The 21,426-nt window shown below is 70.8% G+C and carries 15 protein-coding genes and 1 pseudogene; 8 read left to right on the forward strand and 8 right to left on the reverse strand.

Annotated features, from left to right (window positions below; translation table 11 throughout):
- From EW117_RS11580 to EW117_RS11595, 4 genes and pseudogenes are all read right to left on the reverse strand, one after another.
- A pseudogene (locus EW117_RS11580) lies at positions 1-883 on the reverse strand (DUF222 domain-containing protein); the annotation flags it as partial.
- Positions 884-1,415: 532 nt separating this feature from the next.
- On the reverse strand, positions 1,416-2,312 hold the full coding sequence (locus tag EW117_RS11585) for a cytochrome c biogenesis CcdA family protein (RefSeq protein WP_129786861.1): 897 nt from the start codon (positions 2,310-2,312) through the stop codon (positions 1,416-1,418).
- A gap of 3 nt (positions 2,313-2,315) precedes the next feature.
- A complete protein-coding gene (locus EW117_RS11590; protein WP_129786863.1) occupies positions 2,316-2,885 on the reverse strand; it encodes a redoxin family protein in 570 nt (189 codons plus the stop codon).
- A gap of 208 nt (positions 2,886-3,093) precedes the next feature.
- On the reverse strand, positions 3,094-3,855 hold the full coding sequence (locus tag EW117_RS11595; protein WP_165362660.1) for a DUF427 domain-containing protein: 762 nt from the start codon (positions 3,853-3,855) through the stop codon (positions 3,094-3,096).
- Positions 3,856-4,016: 161 nt separating this feature from the next.
- On the opposite strand from EW117_RS11595, the gene EW117_RS11600 reads away from it, so the two are divergent.
- Genes EW117_RS11600 through EW117_RS11610 form a run of 3 tightly spaced genes read left to right on the forward strand, consistent with a single transcriptional unit; the run spans position 4,017 to position 6,463 of the window.
- On the forward strand, positions 4,017-4,898 hold the full coding sequence (locus EW117_RS11600; RefSeq protein ID WP_129786867.1) for an ABC transporter ATP-binding protein: 882 nt from the start codon (positions 4,017-4,019) through the stop codon (positions 4,896-4,898).
- Entirely contained in the window at positions 4,895-5,656 is a 762-nt protein-coding gene (locus EW117_RS11605) for an ABC transporter permease (RefSeq protein ID WP_129786869.1), read from the forward strand. Before EW117_RS11600 ends, EW117_RS11605 begins: the two co-directional genes overlap by 4 nt.
- Before the next feature lie 15 nt (positions 5,657-5,671).
- The gene (locus EW117_RS11610) at positions 5,672-6,463 is read left to right on the forward strand and encodes a MerR family transcriptional regulator (RefSeq protein ID WP_129786871.1); all 792 of its coding nucleotides are present in this window, start codon (positions 5,672-5,674) and stop codon (positions 6,461-6,463) included.
- A gap of 29 nt (positions 6,464-6,492) precedes the next feature.
- Here the strand turns inward: EW117_RS11610 and EW117_RS11615 are convergent, their stop codons facing one another.
- The 3 genes from EW117_RS11615 to EW117_RS11625 form a co-directional block, all read right to left on the reverse strand.
- Positions 6,493-8,043, reverse strand: a complete 1,551-nt coding sequence (locus EW117_RS11615; RefSeq protein WP_242504240.1) for a SulP family inorganic anion transporter — start codon at positions 8,041-8,043, stop codon at positions 6,493-6,495.
- Positions 8,044-8,212: 169 nt separating this feature from the next.
- The gene (locus EW117_RS11620) at positions 8,213-9,385 is read right to left on the reverse strand and encodes an AI-2E family transporter (protein WP_242504241.1); all 1,173 of its coding nucleotides are present in this window, start codon (positions 9,383-9,385) and stop codon (positions 8,213-8,215) included.
- Positions 9,386-9,443: 58 nt separating this feature from the next.
- Positions 9,444-11,036 (reverse strand): peptide chain release factor 3, encoded by a 1,593-nt coding sequence (locus EW117_RS11625; protein ID WP_129786873.1) that lies wholly within the window; start codon positions 11,034-11,036, stop codon positions 9,444-9,446.
- 208 nt (positions 11,037-11,244) lie between these two features.
- Between EW117_RS11625 and EW117_RS11630 the strand changes: the two genes are divergently transcribed.
- From EW117_RS11630 to EW117_RS30785, 4 genes are all read left to right on the forward strand, one after another.
- Positions 11,245-11,766, forward strand: coding sequence for a PadR family transcriptional regulator (locus EW117_RS11630; RefSeq protein WP_129786875.1), 522 nt, complete (start codon positions 11,245-11,247; stop codon positions 11,764-11,766).
- 51 nt (positions 11,767-11,817) lie between these two features.
- A complete protein-coding gene (locus EW117_RS11635) occupies positions 11,818-12,501 on the forward strand; it encodes an ABC transporter ATP-binding protein (protein WP_129786877.1) in 684 nt (227 codons plus the stop codon).
- A complete protein-coding gene (locus EW117_RS11640; protein WP_129786879.1) occupies positions 12,498-14,837 on the forward strand; it encodes an ABC transporter permease in 2,340 nt (779 codons plus the stop codon). The genes EW117_RS11635 and EW117_RS11640 overlap by 4 nt, the downstream gene beginning before the upstream one ends.
- 541 nt (positions 14,838-15,378) lie before the next feature.
- On the forward strand, positions 15,379-16,023 hold the full coding sequence (locus EW117_RS30785; protein WP_242504260.1) for a LuxR C-terminal-related transcriptional regulator: 645 nt from the start codon (positions 15,379-15,381) through the stop codon (positions 16,021-16,023).
- A 75-nt stretch (positions 16,024-16,098) separates the two neighbouring features.
- Here EW117_RS30785 and EW117_RS11650 read toward each other — a convergent pair whose 3' ends face one another.
- Entirely contained in the window at positions 16,099-20,190 is a 4,092-nt protein-coding gene (locus tag EW117_RS11650) for a family 43 glycosylhydrolase (RefSeq protein ID WP_242504242.1), read from the reverse strand.
- Positions 20,191-20,532: 342 nt separating this feature from the next.
- Between EW117_RS11650 and erm the strand changes: the two genes are divergently transcribed.
- Entirely contained in the window at positions 20,533-21,366 is an 834-nt protein-coding gene (gene erm, locus EW117_RS11655) for a 23S ribosomal RNA methyltransferase Erm (RefSeq protein ID WP_129786881.1), read from the forward strand.
- Positions 21,367-21,426 lie beyond the last annotated feature (60 nt).

The raw sequence follows: 21,426 nt of genomic DNA on the forward strand, positions 1-21,426 counted from the left end.
CCCTGGTGTCGTCCACTGCGGGTGCGCCCATGACGGCGGTGATCGCGGTCTGCACCAGCAGGCCGTGCTCATCGGTCAGGAACCCTGCCACGTGGTAGCCGCCGAACGTCTTGGCCAGATCCAGGAACTCGCCCTGAGCGGCCTTGTCGTCCTCACGATCGTCGGTATCCGGGTCGGTCACCGACGCGAACGCCTTAGCCACCCTCCGGAACCGGTCCGCGTCCAACAACCGGGCCTCGCGTAGTACCACGCCTTCTCCGGTGGCCAGGGTCCCGTCCGCGACCGCACCCTCCAGCACCCCCGTGATCAGCTCGCGCGTCCGGGTCCCGTCCGGGTCGTCGGCGGGGTCGGGGAAGTCCACGGCGACGGTCTGCACGAACAGCTCCGGCGTGGTCGTCTCCCCGGTGCGGGTATCGATCAACCACCCCAACGCGTCCGTGCGAGTCTCGCTGGTCGGCGCGACCTCCGTCATCACCCGGGCGTGGTCTGCGCCGAGCACACCGGCGACCAGCCGTTCCCGGGTCACCGGCAGCGCGGTGTCCAGGCGGTGTGCGATGGTCAGGTCCTTGCCCACCGTGGACGCCGAGACCCCCTCACGCAGCCGCAGCCAGGTCTTAAACGTCCGGGCCATGCCACCCGAACGCCAGGAACCCTCGGCCTCGATCCGCGGCAACAACGTGTACCGCACCCCGTCCAGGCGACCGGTCAACCGACGGATACGGGTGTGCGCGTCAGCCAGCCGGGACACGGCCGGCGCACCCCACCCATCCAGCACCTCCGGAGCGGTCAAGTCGGCCAGGTCACCCACGGCGGCCTCGATCCGGGCCACCGCTTCCTCCACCGACGCCGCGGGAGGCAGACCACCACGCGTCGCGTTGTTCATCGACTCCACCGGCCCCCACCCCCGCCCGTCATCCACTACCCGTTGTTCACTGCCTCCATTGTCTCGAACATTCGTACGTCCTGCAGGGCGTATTTGAGATCTGTGGATAACTCTTCGGGGCACCACCGAGACGCTACCGAGGTCCTCAGACCGGACCTGAAACCTCCAGACCAAGGCGTCAGCGAACTGACACATGTTCAGCAGGCTTGGGCAAAGCCATAACGTCGGGGGTTACGGCTCTCCCCGAGCCTGCTGAATCAAGGCCTGCTGAAGCGAGGGCAGCCCCCGGCTGGCCGACCCTAGGATCTGACGACATGAGCGCCCCGGTCCGAGTCTGGTACCAGCGGCACGGCGGAGCCCAGCCCGTCGGGCCAGCGCTCCACCCGGCGCACGTCACGACGATCGATGATCCGGTAGTCCTGCACCCCGAGCCCAAGACGGGTGGACCTTGTTCCCTACCCGGCTGCGTTCAGCGGGTGCGGCTGTCGAGACAGCCCCACTCGATCGAGCAGCGGCGGTAGTCGGTCAACGGTCACGTCCCGGATTGAATATCGCGGCCGACGTCGACAACGTCGTCCCTTCGCCTGCGACGCAGCCACCACGTCAGCCCCGCACTCAGCGCCAGCAGCGCGCCGACCAGAGCCACCATGCCGCCGACGCCGAGCAGCGCCACGCCGTCGACCAGCCAGCGCCGGACGCTCTCCCCCGCCCCGATGACCGGGTCGTCCAGCGCGCCGTCGCGCAGCACGCGGATGTCGTACCAGCCGTAGTACGCCACGTACGCGCCCGCGATGACGAGCAGGCCGCCGCCCAGTCGCGGGACGATCCGGCCGGCCTCCCGCAGCCAGGCCACCACCGCCGTCTGCGCCAGCGCCACTGCCAGCGATACCGCGACGATCACCAGGCCCATGCCCAGGGCGTAGGCGCCGAACACGGCCAGGCCGCCGCCCACCGTACCGGCCCGGAAGCTCGCCACCACAGTCGCGAGGAACGGCGCGATGGTGCAGCTGAGCGAGGCGGTCGCGTAGGCGACGCCGAACATCGCCATCGACGACGCCGACCGGGTCAGCGTCGGCCGCTTCACGCCGGAGATCCGCAGCCCGGGTAGATCTCGTCCGGCCAGGAGCCAGACGCCGAGCCCGAACAGCAGCACCCCGAGCACGACGGTGAACCAGGGCAGGTACCGCTGGACCGCGCCGACGCTGGAGACGAGCGTAAGCAGCAGCCCGAACAGCCCGAACACGGCGGTGAACCCGACCGTCATGGCCAGAGCGAAGGCCAGCGCCCGCCGGATGGCGACGGCCCTGCCCGGCGAGTCCTTGCCCATCACCAGCATGGACGCGTAGGCCGGCAGCATCGCGAACCCGCACGGGTTCACGACGGCGACCATCCCGGCGACCAGCGCCAGCCCGAGCGGCAGTCCGTCCATGCCTCAGCCGGCCAGCTCGGCGACCCGGGCGGACAGCTCGTCCGGCTCCAGGTACCCGGTGTCCGTGACCACACCGTTCTCGTCGACGACGGCGAACGTGCTCTGCGCCGTGATCCCGAAGTGCCGCCAGACCTCACCGGACTCGTCGTTCAGATGCGTGAGGCCGTCGGTGTCGGTCTTCTCGATGAAGTCCTCCATCGCCGCGAGCTCGTCGAGCCCCGCGACACCGACCACGTTCACGTCGTCGCCGTGCTGCTCGGCGAGGTCGAGCACCTGCGGGGACTGGGAGACGCACGTGGGGCACCACGGCGCCCAGAACCAGAACACGGTGGGCTTGCCCGCCAGGTCCGCGGCGGCGAACTCCTCGCCATCGATGGTGGTCGAGGTGAACGTCAGCACCGACTCCGACGACCCGGCCGAGCCGGCGTCCGGCTCGGCGGTGTCGGACGCAGCCGAGCCCGGCTCGGTGGCGACGACGTCGTCCCCCGGCTGCGGGCTCTCGCCGGCCGCGCAACCGGCCAGGAGCAACGAACCGGCCGCCACGAACGCGGCCAGCGCTCCTCGAGTACGCATCACGGCAACATCACTCCATCCAGGGCTGCATGGCACCCGGAAAGTGCCCGTTACCGCAACGATCGCTCACCGATCCGGCCCCGTACAGGGCGCACGCCCCTGACGACAGCTCCGTAAGGGAAAGGTAAGGACGATCACCGACCTCTGGATTCGCGCTGCCGAGCCCGGGGATTCGCCACTCCCGTACCCCGGATCCCGTCACCTGCCCCTACGGCCGCCCGACCCGCACGCCGTCGACGTAAAGCTCCAGGTCGGCACTCTTCTCCGGCCAGAAGCACACCAGCCCGGCGACGCGCATCGCCTCACGCAGCGGGGTCTCGTACACCCAGACCACGTCGGTCAGCTCCAGGTCACCGACGTCGAGCGTCCAGTAGGACGCCGACCCCTTGTACGGGCAGCGAGTCACGGTATCGGTAGGCGTCAGCAGATCCATCCGCACGTCGGTCCGCGGCAGGTAGTACCGGGGCCCGAGCCCGGTCTCCGTCAGGACGACCGGCCGGCGCGACTCGGCGACGACCTCGCCCCCGGCCACCACGCGGATGTGCCGGCTCGACGGCAGCGCGTCGATGCGCACGTACGGGCTGCGCGTGTGGGTGTGCAGCACCTCGTCCTCCTCGAGCCACGTGTCGAAGGCGGACCACGTGAGCGTGAACGAGCCCCGCAGGCGCTCGGCCGGCGCCTCGGGATAGCGGCGGGCGGCGCCTTCCAGCATGCGGTCGCCGACGACGACGTCGAACACCTCGCTGATCCCGAGCGACTTCGACACCCGCCCCTGCCCCGCCGGCCGCAGCTCGGCCTTCAGGTCGTCACGCGCGAAGAAGTACCGGGGAAAGTGGGGGTTCTCCCAGACCAGCAGTGGCGGGTCGGCGTCGGCCACGAGCTCGCCCGCGCTGTACGCGCGAACCCGGGTCTGCCCGGGCTGCGCCGTCCCCGGCGGGATCACCAGAGCTCTCTGCGCGATGTCGGGCATCCTGACCACCTCTCGCTGCGGAAACACGCCGCGGGGCATGCCCGGAACGGCGCTGGACCTCTCCTCCTGGCCAACCCGGTGAGCGGCCGTGGTTGTTCCAAGGCGACGCCGGTCGGATCAGGCTTGACCCTGACGCAGGGTCAACCCGTCATCCTCGTCGCATGAACACTCATACGGACACCGGAGCGGGTCCCGGAGCAGGCACGGGAGTGCCCGCGATCCGGGTCCGGAACATCGAGAAGTCGTACAGGGACCTGCACGTCCTGAAGGGCGTGGACTTCGAGGTCGCGAGCGGCAGCATCTTCGCGCTGCTCGGCTCCAACGGCGCAGGCAAGACCACCGCCATCAAGATCCTGTCCACCCTCCTGAAGGCCGACGCCGGCACCGCGAGCGTCAACGGGTACGACGTCGCCACCCAGGCCGCCGACGTACGCGAGTCGATCAGCCTCACCGGGCAGTTCGCCGCCGTCGACGAAGTCCTGACCGGACGCGAGAACCTGATCCTGGTCGCGAAGCTGCGCCACCTGACCAACCCCGGCAAGATCGCCGACGACCTCCTGGCCCGCTTCTCCCTGACCGACGCCGGCGGCCGCAAGGCCGCCACCTACTCCGGCGGCATGCGGCGCCGCCTCGACATCGCCATGAGCCTGATCGGCAACCCGCCGGTCATCTTCCTCGACGTGCCGACGACGGGGCTCGACCCCGAGGCCCGCATCGAGGTGTGGCAGACCGTCAAGAACCTCGCCCAGGGCGGCACCACGGTGCTGCTGACCACCCAGTACCTGGACGAGGCGGAGCAGCTCGCCGACCGGATCGCGATCCTGCACCAGGGCCGGATCATCGTCAACGGCACCCTGGCCGAGCTCAAGGCCCTCCTGCCGCCCGCCAAGATCGAGTACGTCGAGAAGCAGCCTTCCCTGGAGGACGTCTTCTTCGCCGTCGTCGGCGAGAACGGCGCCGGCCCGGACGGCGAGGCCACCGGCCCGCATCGCGAGGCCGGCACGCCCGCAGCATCGGCACAGAACAGCGAGGACCAGCGATGACCAAGCATTTCTTCAGCGACACCGGCGTCCTGCTGGGACGCTCCCTGACCCACATCATGCGCAGCATGGACACGATCCTCACCACGGCGGTCACGCCGATCGCGATGATGCTGATGTTCGTCTACGTCTTCGGCGGCGCGATCGAGACCGGCACGAACAGCTACGTCGACTATCTGCTGCCGGGCATCCTGCTCATCACCATCGCGTCCGGCATCGCCTACACAGCGTTCCGGCTGTTCATGGACATGCAGGGCGGCATCTTCGAGCGCTTCCAGTCCATGCCGATCGCTCGCTCGTCGGTCCTGTGGGCGCACGTGCTGACGTCGCTGGTCGCCAACCTCGTCTCGCTGGCCGTCGTCGTCCTGGTGGCGCTCCTGATGGGCTTCCGCTCCGGCGCGGGCATCCTGGACTGGCTCGGCGTGGCGGGCATCCTGGTTCTGTTCACACTGGCCCTGACCTGGCTCGCCGTCATCCCCGGACTCACGGCGAAGTCTGTCGACGGCGCGAGCGCCTTCTCCTACCCGCTCATCTTCCTGCCGTTCCTCAGCTCGGCCTTCGTGCCCACGGAGACCATGCCCGGCCCGGTGCGCTGGTTCGCCGAGAACCAGCCGGTGACGTCGATCGTCGACACGATTCGCGCCCTCCTCGCCGAGCAGCCCGTGGGCACCGACATCTGGGTCGCCCTGGGCTGGTGCGTCGGCATCCTCGTGGTCACGTACTTCTTCGCGATGGCCGCCTACCGTCGCAAGATCTCGTAGGGCACGCTGGGCAGCATGCTGACGATCAGCCAGGTGGCGTCGTATGCCGGGGTGACGGTGCGGGCGGTACGGCACTATCACCAGATCGGGCTGCTTCCGGAGCCGGAGCGCGACCGCTCCGGCTACCGGTCGTACGACGCCGCCGCGCTCGTGCGGCTGATCCGGATCCACACCCTGGCCGACGCCGGAGTTCCGCTGGCCAGAGTGCAGGAGCTGCTCGATGCCGCCCCGGACGAGTTCGCCCGAAGCATCAAGGAGATCGACAGAGGGCTGCGCGCGGAGATGCGCCGGCTGCGAGAGAACCGCAAGCGGATCGCCAGGCTCGCCGACGGAGAGAGTCTGGCGCTCCCGCGGAGCGTCCTGGACTATCTCGACCGGCTACGAGGTCTCGGCGTCGACGAGGAGTACATCGCGCTCGAGCGGGACGGCTGGATCATGGTGGCCGCGCACGCACCGGACGAGATCGACGACATCATCGCGATGAAGCACCGGGAGCTGGACGACCCCGACACGGTGCTGCTCTACAAGCTGATCAACGAGGCCATCCACTGGCCCGCCGACGATCCGCGGATCGTCGAGATCGTCGACGTCATGGAGAGGATCGTGTGGCGGGCCGCCGAGGCGGGCCAGCTGGGCGAGACGGGGGACGACGACCGGGACCAGCCCTTCGTGGACCTGTTGGACGCGCTGCCAGCCGCGTCACCGGGCGGCAGGCGGGTCATCGCCCTCCTGGAGGAGCGCGGCTGGAAGGGCTGGACCCGCATCGAGCAGGTGCCACCTCGTCGGCTGGGCGCGACGGGTGCCTGACGGACATCGCCGTCAGGCACCAGCCGCGATCAGTGACCGGCGCCGAGGTTTCCGGCGAGCCGCTCGTGGCGCGCGGCGGAGTCGTCATTCATCCCGATGATCGTCACGGTCTTGCCCTTGGCCACGTACTTGGTCGTGATGGCGTCCAGCGTGGCGACGGTCGAGGCGTCCCAGATGTGGGCGTTCGTCATGTCGATCACGATGTTCTTCGGGTCGCCCGCATAGTCGAACTGGTAGACGAGGTCGTTGGACGAGGCGAAGAACAGCTCGCCGTCGACCGCGTACACCCGCCGGTCGTCGGCGTCCGAGGTGTCCAGGCGCTTGACCGAGGTGAAGTGGGCGACCCGGTTGGCGAACAGCACCATCGCGACCAGCACGCCGACGATCACGCCGTAGGCGAGGTTGTGCGTGGCCACGGTGACGACCACCGTCGCGACCATGACGGTGGTCTCGGACTTGGGCATGCGCCGCAGGGTGGCCGGGCGGATCGAGTGCCAGTCGAAGGTGCCGACCGAGACCATGATCATCACGGCCACCAGCGCCGCCATCGGCATGATCGCGACCACGTCGCCGAGACCCACCACGAGGATGAGCAGGAACACGCCGGCCAGGAACGTCGACAGCCGCGTGCGTGCGCCGGAGGCCTTCACGTTGATCATCGTCTGGCCGATCATGGCGCAGCCGCCCATGCCGCCGAAGAACCCGGTGACGATGTTGGCCACGCCCTGGCCCCAGGACTCGCGGGTCTTGTTCGAGTGGGTGTCGGTGACGTCGTCGACCAGCTTGGCGGTCAGCAGCGACTCCAGGATGCCGACCAGCGCCATCGCCAGGGCGTAGGGCGCGATGATCTGCAGCGTATCGAGGTTCAGCGGGACGTTCGGGAACAGCAGGCTCGGCAGCGACTCGGGCAGCGCGCCCTCGTCGCCGACGGTCGGCACGTTGATCCCCGCGACGACGACCGCGGCGGTCAGCAGCACGATCGCGACCAGCGGGGCCGGAACCACCTTGGTCCACCGAGGCAGCAGCACCATGATGACGATGCCGACGGCGACGAGCGGATAGACGATCCACGGCACGTCGATCAGGTGCGGCACCTGGGACAGGAAGATGAGGATCGCCAGCGCGTTGACAAAACCGACCATGACCGACCGGGGGATGAATCGCATGATCTTCGCGACGCCGAGCACGCCGAGGGCCACCTGGATGATGCCGCCGAGAATGACCGTCGCGATCAGGTAGTCGAGCCCGTGGTCCCGCACCACCGGGGCGATGACCAGCGCGATCGCGCCCGTCGCGGCGGAGATCATGGCGGGGCGTCCGCCGAGGAACGAGATGGTCACGGCCATCGTGAACGACGCGAAGAGCCCGATCCGGGGATCGACACCCGCGATGAGCGAGAAGGCGATCGCCTCCGGGATCAGGGCCAGCGCCACGACGAGGCCCGCGAGGACCTCGGTGCGGAGAGTGCGGACCGAGCTGAACGCCGCCCGGAACGAGCCCGAGGTCGTCGCCTCGGGGGCGCCGGTCACAGGGACCGGCGCCGGGGCAGGATCGGGCAGGTCGACAGGAGTGCGTGACACGCAGTGTTTCCTTCGGGCTCTGGGGCGCGCGCCCCGCGGACCGAGGCCGCGAGACCCGGTCCGGTCGGACAGGACTGAGCACGCGACACTGCGTACGAAGACAAAGAGTTGGGCGCCGAACCACCGCAGACCGGCGGCGCGCCGGGCGCAATTCTACGGCGGGCTGCGCCTAGGTCGAGGCGTCCGGGTCCCGCAGCATGTGCGACTCGATCAGCTCGTGCCGCCGGAAGTAGGTGGTCGCCACCGCCTGGATCGTCGCGGCGACGGGCAGCGCCAGGAACGCGCCGAGCACCCCGAACACCGCGCCGAACGCCAGGACCACCAGCAGGCTCACGGCCGCGTTCATCTCCAGCGCCCGGGCCGACACCTTGGGGGCCAGGTACAGGTTCTCGAACTGCTGGTAGGCGATCACGAAGGCGAGCACGCCCAGCGCCTGCGGCCAGCCCTGCGCCGTCAGCGCCACCATGGTGGGCAGGGCACCACCGAGGTAGGCGCCGATCGTCGGCACGAACTGCGACACCACCCCGACGAAGACGGCGAGCGGCACCGCGTACGGCGTCTGCAGGATCGCGAGGAACGCAAAGGTGACCACCGTCGAGACGGCGGCGAGGACCACGCGGGAGCCGATGTAGTCGGACACCTTGCCCTGCGTGACCTCCCACAGGTGCAGCATCTCCTGCTGCCGGGCCGGCGTCAGCCAGCCGCAGACGGCGGCCCGGAACCGGGGCCCCGCCGCGAGCAGGTAGTAGGAGACCAGCAGGATCGTGAGGGTAGCGAGCAGCCCGCCCACCACCGTCGTCCCCACCAGCAGCGCCCCGGACGCGACGTCCTCGCCGAACCGGTCGAACGCCTGCCGCAGGAGGTTCTCGGACTCGGGGATCTCGATCCCGAAGCGCTCGACGACAAAGCCCTGCAAGCCCTCGTAGAGCCGGGGGACCGACTGCGCGAGCTCGACGAGCTGCTGCACGAACAGGTTGCCGAACAGCGCCATCAGCACGATCACCACGACGAGCGACCCGAGCAGCGTGACCGCGGCGGCCAGCCCGCGACGCCACCCCTGCCGCACCAGCCAGACCGTGCCCGGTTCTAGGGCCAGCGCGATGAAGACCGCGATGAGCACGTTGACGAAGAGCCCCTCCAGCTTCCCCATCGCGTTCCACGCGAAGATGGCGACGAACACCGCCACCACGGCCATGAACAGCGCCCGGGACAGCCAGCGCGGCGGGCGCGGGGAGTCGGGCGCGCCGGGCGGCGGGACCGGCTCGTCGGTCGTCGGCTGATCGGGACCGGTCGGCACGCCGGAGCCGGCCCCACCGGCCTCGGACGAGCTGGGCGACGTCATGCCCAGACCGTAATCCTCGCTCCCCCGCGAACCCGCGCTCCTGGCCGGAGTGTCGGGCTCAGACGCCGCTGGCGACCAGCGGGATCAGCGGGACGTCGGGGTGCGCGCGCTCGAACGCCCGCGCGTGCCAGACGTCGCGCAGCAGGACCAGCGGGGTCCCGTCGCCGCGGCGCACGACCTCGACGCCCGGGTAGCCGGCGATGATGTCGATGTGCTCCGGCGCCGCCTCGCGGGCCAGCGAGAGCCCGAGCGTCTCCATCCGGATCGGCGCGGAGAACTCGTGCTCCATCCGGAAGCTCGCCACCTCGAACTGCAGCGGGCCGACGGCGGCGAGGATCGGGTTGCCGTCGCCGCGCACCTCGGACACCAGGACCTGGACGACGCCCTCCTGCTCCAGCTGGGCGATGCCCTTGCGGAACTGCTTGGAGCGGCCCGGGTCGGCCACGCGCGCGGCGGCGAAGTGCTCCGGTGCGAACACCGGCATCGGCGGGAAGCGCACCTTCGGCCCGGAGGAGTCGAACACCGTGTCGCCGACGGCGAGCGTGCTGGCGTTGACCAGGCCCACCACGTCGCCCGGGTAGGCGTCCTCGACGGTCGCCCGTTCCCGGCCGAAGACCGACAGGGCGTACTTGGTGGCGAACGGCCGGCCCGTCCGCTCGTGCGTGACCACCATGCCGCGCTCGAAGCGGCCGGAGCACACGCGGATGAACGCGACGTGGTCGCGGTGGTTCGGGTCCATACCGGCCTGCATCTTGAACACGAAACCGCTGAACGGCTGCGTGACCTCGCGCTCGCCGTCGTCGACGTCGGGCCGCGCGGCCGGTGCGGGGGCGAGGTCGACGACGGCGTCGAGCAGCTGGCGGACGCCGATGTTGGCCAGCGCCGCGCCGAACAGCATCGGCGTCGTCGTGCCCGCGAGGAAGGAGGCGCGGTCGACCGGCTCCAGGAGCTGCACGCTCTCGACGGCCTCGGTGTGGTCGTCGCCGAGGGCGTCGGCCGCGGCCTGCGGGGAGAGCACGCTCTCCTCGGCGATCGAAGCGCCGCCCGGGGCGCGGCGGTAGGTGCGGACCTCGCCGTTCGCACGGTCGAGCAGCCCCAGGAACCGGCCGGCCTCGCCGATCGGCCAGGTGAGCGGCGTCGGGCGCAGGTTGATGCGTTCCTCGAGCTCGTCGCACAGCTCGAGCGCCTCGCGCCCGGGCCGGTCCCACTTGTTGACGAACGTGATGACCGGCACTCCACGGCGGCGGCACACCTCGAACAGCTTGAGCGTCTGCGGCTCCAGGCCCTTCGCCGAGTCGAGCAGCATGACGGCGGCATCGACGGCGGTCAGCACCCGGTAGGTGTCCTCGGAGAAGTCGGCGTGACCAGGAGTGTCCAGCAGATTGATCACGACGTCGCCGTAGGCGAACTGCAGAGCGGCGGAGGTGATCGAGATGCCGCGCTTCTGCTCCATCTCGAGCCAGTCGGACACGACGCCGGCGCGGTTGCCCTTGCCGTGCACCGCCCCCGCCTCCTCGATGGCGTGGGCGTGCAGCGCGAGGGCCTCGGTCAGCGTCGACTTACCGGCGTCGGGGTGCGAGATGACGGCGATGCTGCGGCGACGCGCCGCCTCGACCGCTACCGGACGGGCGTCGGAGGCAATGATCGTCACCGAGACTCACCGATCTGTTCGTGCTGCAACAACCCACCCCTGTCTGCGTTCACCAGCGCCCAACTCTACCCCGCCACCCACGCCCTCTCCCCGCCCGCCCATTCGCTGAGTGCCGGATTTTCACCCCCCAACACCCCTCAAGAGGGCGAATGTCCAGCACTCAACAGAGTATTCTCTGGACGTATACATCGTGTGTATAGTGCTGGGCATGAGTGTGGGACACGCGTTGCTGGGTTTGCTTGAGGGCGGCCCGCGTCATGGGTATGACCTGAAGCGGTCGTACGACGAGCGCTTCGGGCAGGACCGGCCGCTGGCCTACGGGCAGGTCTACTCGACGCTCGCCCGGCTGCTGAGGAACGGCCTCGTCGAGGTCGAGTCCGAGCCCGGCGCGGGCCCCGAGCGCAAGAAGTACGCGATCACCGACGCCGGCGTGTCCGACGTCGCCGGCTGGCTCGCCCAGCCCGAGAAGCCCGAGCCGTACCTGCAGAGCACCCTCTACACGAAGGTGGTGCTCGCCCTGCTCACGGGGCACGACGCCGCCGACGTGCTCGACGCCCAGCGCGCGGAGCACCTGCGCCTCATGCGCGAGCTCACGCGCCGCAGGGACGGCGGGGACCTGGCGGACCAGCTCATCTGCGACCACGCCCTGTTCCATCTGGAGGCCGACCTGCGCTGGCTCGAGGTCACCGCCGCGCGCATCCAGCAGCTCGCCGCCCAGGTCCGCGCCTAGCGCGTCGACCGTCCGCACTGGCCGAGCACGACCCTCACCCCAGGAGACCTCATGGCCCCCGAACCACTGCTCACCGCCGAGAACCTGCACCTCAGCTTCGGCACCGCCACGGCGCTGGACTCCGCGTCCGTCGAGGTGCACGCCGGCGAGGTGCTGGCGCTCATGGGCCCGTCCGGGTCCGGCAAGTCCACCCTGCTGCACTGCCTGGCCGGCATCCTCCATCCCGACCAGGGCCGCGTGACCTACGCCGGGCGCGACCTGACCGCCATGCACGACGACGAGCGCAGCGCCCTGCGGCGCAGCGAGTTCGGGTTCGTCTTCCAGTTCGGCCAGCTCGTCCCGGAGCTCACCTGCCTCGAGAACGTCGCCCTCCCGCTGCGGCTGGGCGGCGCGAGCCGCCGCGCGGCCCAGCGCAGCGCGGCGGCCTGGCTGGAACGGCTCGAGGTGTCCGACGTCGCACACAAGCGCCCCGGGCAGGCGTCGGGCGGACAGGAGCAGCGGGTCGCCGTCGCCCGCGCGCTCGTGACCCGGCCCCGGGTCGTCTTCGCCGACGAGCCGACCGGCGCCCTGGACACCCTGAACGGCGAGCGGGTCATGCAGCTCTTCGTCGCGGCCGCCCGGGAGACCGCGGCCGCCGTCGTGCTCGTCACCCACGAGCCGCGCGTCGCGGCCTACTCCGACCACGAGGCAGTCGTGCGCGACGGCCGGGTGCGGACCAGGGAGTACGCCCGATGACGCGATGGGCCGCCGACCTCGCCCTCGGCATGCGCCTGAGCGTGGGCGGCGGCAGGTCCGGCTGGGCGCGCCTCACCATGATCGCCGTCGGCGTCGGGCTGGGCGTGACGATGCTGGTCGTCGCGGCCAGCATCCCGGCGGTGCTGGAGGCCCGCGCCGACCGGGCCGCCGACCGCTCCGTGGAGTCGCAGCAGCCGCTCAGCCTGAGCTCACCGACCCTGCTCACCACCGAGATCCGGTCGGTGTTCCACGACCAGGCGGTCAACGGGCGCATGCTCCAGCCCGAGGGTGACGGCGCCCCGCTGCCGCCCGGCGTCAGCCGGCAGCCCGCACCGGGCGAGGTGATCGTCTCCCCTGCGCTGGACCGGCTGCTCGCTTCGGACGACGGCGCGGCCCTCCAGGGACGCTGGGGCGACCGAGTGGTGGGCACGATCGGCGAGGAGGGTCTCGCCGGTCCCGGCGAGCTCACCTTCTACCTGGGCACCGACCGGCTCACTGCCGGCACCGCGAACCGGATCCAGTCGTTCGGCGGCGCGGAGACGTACGAGGAGGGTGTCGACGTCGTTCTCATGCTGCTCGCCCTGGTGGGCATGGTGGTGCTGCTGCTCCCGGTCGCGATCTTCGTCAGCACGGCAGTGCGGTTCGGCAGCGAGAACCGGGACCGCCGGCTCGCCGCGCTGCGGCTGGTCGGGGCCGACGTCGGGATGACGCGCCGGATCGCCGCCGGCGAGACCCTGGCGGGCACCTTGCTCGGGCTGGCGGTCGGGGCGGTGCTGTACGTGGTGGCCGGGCAGGTGGCGGGCTACGTCGTGCCCGGGAACATGAGCTTCTACCCGGGCGACTTCCGCCCCCTGCCGACCCTTGCGGTCCTGGTCGTGGTGCTGGTGCCCGTGACGACGGTGCTGGTCACGCTCTCGGCGCTGCGGCAGGTGCTGGTCGAGCCGCTCGGCGTGGTCCGGCGCGGCAGCGAGCGCCGTCGGCGGTTCTGGTGGCGGCCGGTGTTCCCCGTGCTGGGTGTCGCGCTGCTGCACCCGCTGGTCACCGGCCTGGACGACTCCCTGGGGAACCAGGTCATGATCGTGGCGGGCCTGGTGTTCCTGCTGGTGGGGGTGGCGCTGATCCTGCCGTGGCTGGTGGAGGCGGCGGTGCGGCGGCTGCACGGCGGCGGTGTCGCGTGGGACCTCGCGGTGCGTCGGCTGCAGCTCGACAGCGAGACGGCGGTGCGGGCGGTCTCCGGGATCGCGGTGTCGGTCGCCGGGCTGATCGCGCTACAGGGGCTGGTCGGGGCGATCGGGGCGCTGAGCGCCGAGTCGCAGGCCGATACCAGCAGGTTCCAGGCGAGCGTGCTGGACATCTACCCGGGGGCCGAGGCCGACGAGGTCTGGGTGCGCGAGCTGTCGCAGGCCGAGGGGGTCGAGGCGGTGGGGACGCTGACGTCGGTATGGGTGTGGCCGGATCCCGGTGCCGAGGGCGGGGCCGGGGCCGGGGACGGGCCGGCGTCCGGCGGCGAGATCCTCGTCGAGTCCGGAACCTGCGAGGTGCTGGCCCAGGAGGCACAGCTCGGTGCGTGCGCCGACGGCGATACGTTTGTCGTCGCGCCGGACGGCACCGCGGTGCCCGCGGCCGGCAGCTCGTACGTGCTGGCCGACGGCTCGGGTGAGGGCACGGGTGACGGCACGGGTGACGGCACGCTGTGGACGCTCCCGGCGTCGGCCGAGACAGTGGCGCCGCCGAAGGGCGGCGTGGCCGCCATGGGCGGGGCTCCCGCGCGGATCCTGGTCACGCCCGCGGCCCTGGGCGGGATCAAGCTCGAACCGGAGTCGGTCACGGCGTACGCCGCGCTCGACCCGGCCGTGCCGGACGCCCTGGAGCACCTGCGCACGGCGGCCGGCGAGGTCGACCCGCGGGCGTATGCGTCGCCGATCGCGCAGAGCACCGCGGCGCTGGGCGACATCCGGCAGGTGCTCCTGGTCGGGACTGTCGCGCTGCTGGTGATGATCGGGGCGAGCATGCTGGTCAACGTCATCGAGCAGCTCCGGGAGCGACGCCAGCTCCTCGCGGTGCTCGTCGCGTTCGGGACGCGCCGGCGGACGCTGAGCGGTTCGGTGCTGTTCCAGGTCGCCATCCCCGTCGTACTCGGGCTGGCTCTGGCGGTGCTGACGGGTTCGGGCCTGGCCCTGGCGCTGCAGACGGCGGTCGAGGCACCGCTCACGTTCGACTGGGCGGGTGTGGGCGCGACGTCGGGCGCGGCGGCACTCGTGGTCCTGCTGACGACGGCGGCGGGCCTCCCCCTCCTGTGGCACCTGACCCGCCCGGGCAACCTCCGCAACGAGTAACCCCCTGCTTGGTTGTGGGCGGGATCGTTGCGCCTAAAGCGGGCGCATAGTCGCAACGATCCCGCCCACAGCCAACGGTGGAGGGGAAAGGTACTTTTGGCCGGTACCGCACTCGCACCAGGGTTACGACGATGGGCGCATGTCCCGATGCTCCGTCGAACCGACCCCCGTCACGACCACATCCCGAGAACCGTCGCGAGCCCGCGTCGTCTCCCTCGACGTCATCCGCGGCTTCGCGCTGTGCGGTATCACGCTGGCCAACATCGTCCCTATCGCCAGCAGCGCGATCTCGGACGGCGCCGCCGGCGTCGTCGGCCCGACAACCGGCGGGCCCGACCTGCTCCACCTGCTCGTGGACCACCGGTTCTTCCCGATCCTCTCGTTCCTCTTCGGCATCGGTTTCTCGCTCATCCTGGAGTCCGCTGCGACCCGCACCCCGCGGCCCCGCGTGGTCCTCGCGCGCCGCCTGGCGGTCCTCCTCGCGATCGGTGTCGCCCACCATCTCCTGCTCTGGCCGGGGGACATCCTCGCGGTCTACGGCATCGCCGGGCTGCTCGTGCTGCTGCCGGCCACCTGGTTGCCGGAGGCGTCCGACGGCGCCGAGGCCGTCGCACTCGCCCGCCGTCTGCGGCCGGACGTGTGCCTGGTGGACATCCGGATGCCGCGCCTGGACGGCATAGCGGTCACCCGGACGCTCGCGGGGCCCGACGTCGCGGACCCGCTCCGGGTCGTCGTCGTGACGACGTTCGACGTCGACGAGTACGTCTACGGCGCGCTGCGCGGCGGCGCCGTCGGCTTCATCCTCAAGGACGCCGGGCCCGCGCTGCTCGTCGAGGCGGTCCGGGCGGCGCACGCGGGCGACGCCCTGGTCTCGCCGTCGGTCACGGTGCGGCTGCTGCGGCATCTGACGACGTCCGGCGCTCCCGGGCTGCCGGGCCGCTTCGGCGAGAACGGACGACCGAAGCGTCCGGGCAGCGAACCCGCCGCCCAGCCGCTCTCGGAGCGGGAGACCGAGGTGGTCCGCGCCATCGCGCAGGGGCGGACCAACCTGGAGATCGGCGCCGAGATGTTCATCTCGCTCAGCACCGTCAAGGGTCACGTCGCCGCGATCCAGGCCAAGCTAGGCCTCCGTAATCGCGTGGAGATAGCAGCCTGGGCCTGGGAGACAGGCCTGGCCGCCCGCTGACTCTTTGGTTGTGGGCGGGACCGTGGCGCCTAGAGCGGGCGCATAGTCGCAACGGTCACGCCCACAACCAAGCCGTCAGCTTCTGGATGTCACCTTTGCCGTGGCCGCCGAGTCCGCCGTACCCGGGAACGCGCCCGGCCGCGCCGCCGTCACCCGGACGGACAGGCGGTGCCCGACGTCGGCGCCCGTCAGCCGGAGCGTCTGGCGGGTCGCACCGTCGACCGGCTCGCCGTCCCGCAGCCACTGGTAGGTGAATGTCAGGTCGTCCTTGTCCCAGGTGCCGGGCGTAGCGGTCAGCGTCGCGCCGTCGACGGTCCGGCCCAGGGCCTTCGGCGTCCGCAGTGCCGTCGGCTGGACACCGTCGTAGGGCAGCGGGTCGACGCTCGTGAGGGTCGGCACGACCTTCTTCATGGTGCCGTCCTCGTTGAACGTCAGCCGGTCGATGGTGGTCTCCCGGTGCGTCCCGTCGCCGCCCGGCATCCCGAACCGGTGGTACGCGATGTACCACTCGTCGGTCCCCGGCACCTGGACTATCGAGCTGTGCCCGGTCCCGAGGATCCCCTGGGACGGGTCCTTCTCCAGGATGACGCCGCGGTAGGTCCACGGCCCGTCGACGCTGGTGGACGTGGCGTAGCCGACCCGATAGTTGGCCGAACCGGTGTCGTCGATCGAGTAGGTCAGGTGGTAGAGCCCGTCGCGGTAGTTCAGGAACGTTCCCTCACGGAAGTCGGTCAGGCCGCCGATCCGCTTGAGCGTGTCCTGCTTGATCGACAGCATGTCGTCGCTGAGCTCGGCGTAGACCGGCCCGTTCGACGGCCCGCCGTTGCCCCAGAACAGGTAGTACTTGCCGGTCTCAGGGTCCTGGAACGCCGCCGGGTCGATCGCCTGACCCGAGGTGATCGCCTCGTTGTTGAGGATCATCGCCGTCGGCTGCGCGGTGAACGGGCCCTCGGGGCTGTCCGCGACGGCGACGCCGAGCGTCTTGCGGTTGTACGTCGGGTTGTGGCCGGAGAAGTAGAAGTAGTACTTGCCACCCCGCTCGATGATGGTGGGCGCCCAGGCATTGCCGCTCGCCCACGGCACGTCGCCGTTCGCGCCGTCGAGGGTCAGGAACGGCTCCTCCGAACGCTCCCAGTCGGCCAGGTTCGTCGACTTCCAGACGTAGAAGTCCTTGCCGCCCCAGCCCGCGACGCCGTCCGTCGTGGCGTAGATGTAGTAGAAGTCGCCGAACTTCACGATGTTCGGGTCGGCGTACAGGCCCGGCAGTGACGGCGACCGCATCTCGACGGCGCGCACCGTCCAGTCCCGGGTGGCGCCGTCCTGCGCGGTGACCGTGAACGTCTTCGGCGTCGACAGGTCGATCGGGCCCGTGACATCGGGTGAGACCGTCGACGTCGAGACGACCTGGAAGGCGGGCTCCAGCGCCGTCAGGTCCGTACCGGGCGTCACCGGCAGCGTCACCGTCGACGACGCGGCGTCGATGACCGCCGGGACCTTGAGGCTCGCGAGGTCCACGCCGGTGATGGCGGTCGGGTCCGCCCCGAGCTCCCGGACCTCGTCCGCCGACAGCGCACGGTTGTAGATCCGGAAGTCGCGCACCTTGCCCTTGAGGTACTTGTCGGCGGTGTAGACGGAACGGCCGATGTAGTTGGCGGTCGTCCGGCCGTCGCCGATGGCGCCGGGCTTGATGGTGACGCCGGTCTTCTCGCCGACCTTGACGCCGTCGAGGTAGAGCGTGGCGGTGCCGCCCTGGAGCGTGTAGGTGAGCGTCTTCCAGGCACCGCGCGGCAGTGCCGAGCCCGAGGCCACGGTCTGCTCCGTGGACCAGTTGCCGGTGGCGATCGAGGACCGGTAGTTGTTGCCGGTGGTGAACAAGTAGCCGTTGCCGGTGCCGCCGCCGTCCGTGTTGCCCAGCCCCCAGATGAAGTACGGCGTCGCCTGGGCGGGGTCCAGCCACACCTTCGTCGAGACCGTGATCGCGTCGAGGCCGGCCATCATGTTGTCGGGCAGCTTGACGTGACCGTTGGTGCCGCCGAGGTTCAGCGCGCCGTCGGCCCAGGTGGCGTCGCCGCTGACGACGCCGTCGTACCCGTGGCCGGTGCTGTCCTCCGCGGCGGTTCCGGTGGTCTCGTCGAGGTCGTACTGCGCGACCAGGCCGTTCTCGTCGGCCACGACCGGCGTGACCGGGTCCGGGATCACGATGCCCTCGCGCAGCGCCGCGAGCTCGGCCGCGGTGACCGGGATGACGGTGCCGTGGCGCGGGCTGGCGGGCAGGTCGTAGTCGGGCGCCACCTGCCAGGCCGGGTTCTCCAGGTCGTCGGTGCCGAGCGGGATGTAGCCGCGGCCTCCGTACTCGTCGACGAACAGGTAGAACGGCGAGCCCGAGGTGTCACCCGGGTTGGCCTTGAAGACCGTGGGCCCCTCGACGGCCGAGGTACCGGCGTCGCGGCCGATGCAGCCGGCCATGTACTCCCACGAGGGGTTGCCGGGCAGGTCGACGGCGGTCAGCGTCGGCGACTTCTCCTGGATGATGTCGGAGCAGCCGGTGCCGCCGCCGCCCTCGTCCTTGGTGAAGCGGTAGTAGGTGTCGTTCTCCTTGATGACCGTGGAGTCGATCCGCGACTCGCCGCGGTCCTGCCAGATCTTGGCCTCGCTGAACGTGACGAAGTCGCGGGTGGTCGCGTAGAGCATCCGGTTGTAGGCGCTGCCGGTGTGGTTCGGGTCGTCCTCGGCGTACAGCTTCGAGGCCCAGAAGACGACGTACTGCTGGAGCGACTCGTCCCAGTACGCCTCGGGCGCCCAGGTGTTGCCAGCGGTGTCGGGCGAGACCTTCACGTGCCGCTGCTGCGACCAGTTGATCAGGTCCGTGGACTCCCAGATCTCCAGGTACTTGCTGCCCTGCCGCTGCGCGACGTCCCAGTTGCCGTTGCGGCCGATCGAGAGGTCCGTGGCGATCAGGAAGAAGCGGTCACCCTCGGGCGAGCGGATCAGGAACGGGTCGCGCAGGCCGAGGGTGCCCTCGGTCGACTCGATCGTCGGCTGCCCGTTGTTCAGCTCGTCCCACGTCAAGGCGTCGTTGCCGCGGCTCGCCGCGAAGTAGATCTTCTCGCCGGCGATCGAGTTGCCGGTGAAGTAGCTGAACGCGTAGCCCTCGTACGGCGCGGCGGCGGGCTGCTCGCGCACGGTCAGGACGATCTCGCGAGTGGCGGTCGCGCCGCCGACCTCGGCGGTGGCGGTCAGGGTGACCTGGGTGTCCCCCGCGCCGTGCGCGGGCCGCTGGACGATGCCGTCGGTGGCGACCACGGCGGGGTCGGACGACGCCCAGGTGACCGACGCGCCGTGCAGGCCGGACGCCGGGAGGGTGAGGTGCCCCCGGACGTCGTCGGCGTGCACGATGCTCAGCGCGGCGGCCGCGGCGTCGGCCTGCGACTGGTCGTCCGTGGCGGGCGGGGCGGTCTGTGCCAGCGTCGAGACCTCGTCAGCGCTGAGCGCGCGGTCGTAGACCCGGAAGTTGCGCAGCTTCCCCTTGAGGGCGTTGTCAGCGGCGTAGCTCGACTCGCCGAGCAGGTTGTTCGTGGTGACGCCACCGCCGACCTGGCTCGGCAGCACGGACACCGCGGTGTTCTGACCGACCTGGACGCCGTCCTCGTAGAGGGTGCCGGTGGTGCCCGTCTGGGTGTAGGTGACCGTCTTCCAGACGCCGCGCTCGAGGTTGCCGCTCGGCGACTTCGCCGTCACCTTCTCCCCTGCCCAGTTCGTCGTGGTGATCCCGGCCCGGAACGCGTTGCCGCTCGCGAAGAGGTAGCCGGTGCCTGAGCCCGATGTCGCGGTGTTGCCCAGGCCCCAGATGAAGAACGGCGTCGCCTGGTCCGGGGCAACGAACACGTCGGTGGACACGGTGATCGACGACAGCCCGGCCGTCAGGTTGTCCGGCAGCTTGACGTGGTCGTCGACGCCGTCGAGGGACAGCTCGGACCCGGTCCAGGTGGCGCCGCCCACGAGAGTCCCGTTCCGGCTGTTGCCGGAGCTGTCGGTCACCGTGGTGCCCGAGGTCTGCGTGAGGTCGTACTTCAGCAGTAGCCCGTCGGTGACGTCTGCCGAGGCGGTCGCGACAGGCGCCGCAGCGCTGGCCGGTAGGAACGGAATCAGGCTTCCGAGCAGTGCCACGACGGCGCCTGTGGCGACCGCGCGAACAGGCAGGCGGGAACGACGAGTGCTTCTTTGCACGTTGACCTCGCGAAATGTGAGCGTTAACAGTGGCGTAATACGACCATCGCCGGATCGCCGTGTCAAGCCGCCTCGAAAAAACTTGGCCTCCCGTCGCGGGCCGCTCGTAGGGTCGGCCGTGATGAGCGCCATGACCATGAACACGATGATCAGAGAGCGTTCCGCCCGCTAGCGGCGCGGAACGCACACTGACACCCAGCGCGTGCCCCGCGCCGCCGGCTACCACCGGGCGGCGCGTTCGTGCTGCCCGGACTCGAGTACCGACGACCTCCGGAGCACACCATGCCGCGCAACCGTTCCTCCCGTACGTCCGCACACCCCGCGCCCGCCGACGGCGTCCCGCAGCACTCCCGTCCGGAATACCCGGGCGGCGCGCACGAGCTGGGCCAGAACCTCCTGGTCGACAGACAGGTCATCGACCGGGTGGTCGACCTCGTCCGTGGCGCCGACCGGCCCCTGGTCGAGTGGGCCGCCGGGCGCGGCGCCCTGACCGTGCCGATGTCGCGCCTGGGCCGTCCGGTCGAGGCGGTCGAGATCGACCCGCGCTCGGTCGGCCGGCTGGGCCGGGTCGTGCCGGGCAACGTCACGGTGACGCGGGGCGACATCCTGCGCCACGCGCCGCCGTCCGACGCCTACGACCTCGTGTGCAACGTGCCCTTCCACCTGACGACGCCGGTGCTGCGGCGCCTGTTCACCCTGGACGGCTGGCAGCGCGCCGTGCTCGTCACGCAGTGGGAGGTCGCGCGCAAGCGCGCCGCCGTCGGTGGCACGACCCTCCTGACCGCCCAGTGGTGGCCGTGGTTCTCGCCGCGCCTGGACCGGCGCATCCCCGCCGGGGCGTTCCGGCCGCGGCCGAGCGTCGACGCCGGGCTGCTTGTGATCGACCGCCGTCCGGAGCCGCTGCTGCCGCCGGCCCAGCGGCGGCACTACCAACGGTTCGCCGCCGCCGTGTTCAACGGGCGCGGCCGTGGCGTGCACGCCGTCCTGGCTCGGCAGGGCCTTGCGAGGAGCGATGTCCGGCGGTGGGCCCGCGAGCACCGCGTCGGGCCGAACGCGCTGCCGCGTGATCTGGACGCCGGTGCGTGGGTGGGCGCGTACCGACTGAGCGCCGGGTAACCCGACCGAACTGTCCGCGCTCATCACGGGATACTCAGCGAACCGTCATGTCGGTCATGT

This window comes from Promicromonospora panici (assembly GCF_900608595.1).
Taxonomy (GTDB): domain Bacteria; phylum Actinomycetota; class Actinomycetes; order Actinomycetales; family Cellulomonadaceae; genus Promicromonospora; species Promicromonospora panici.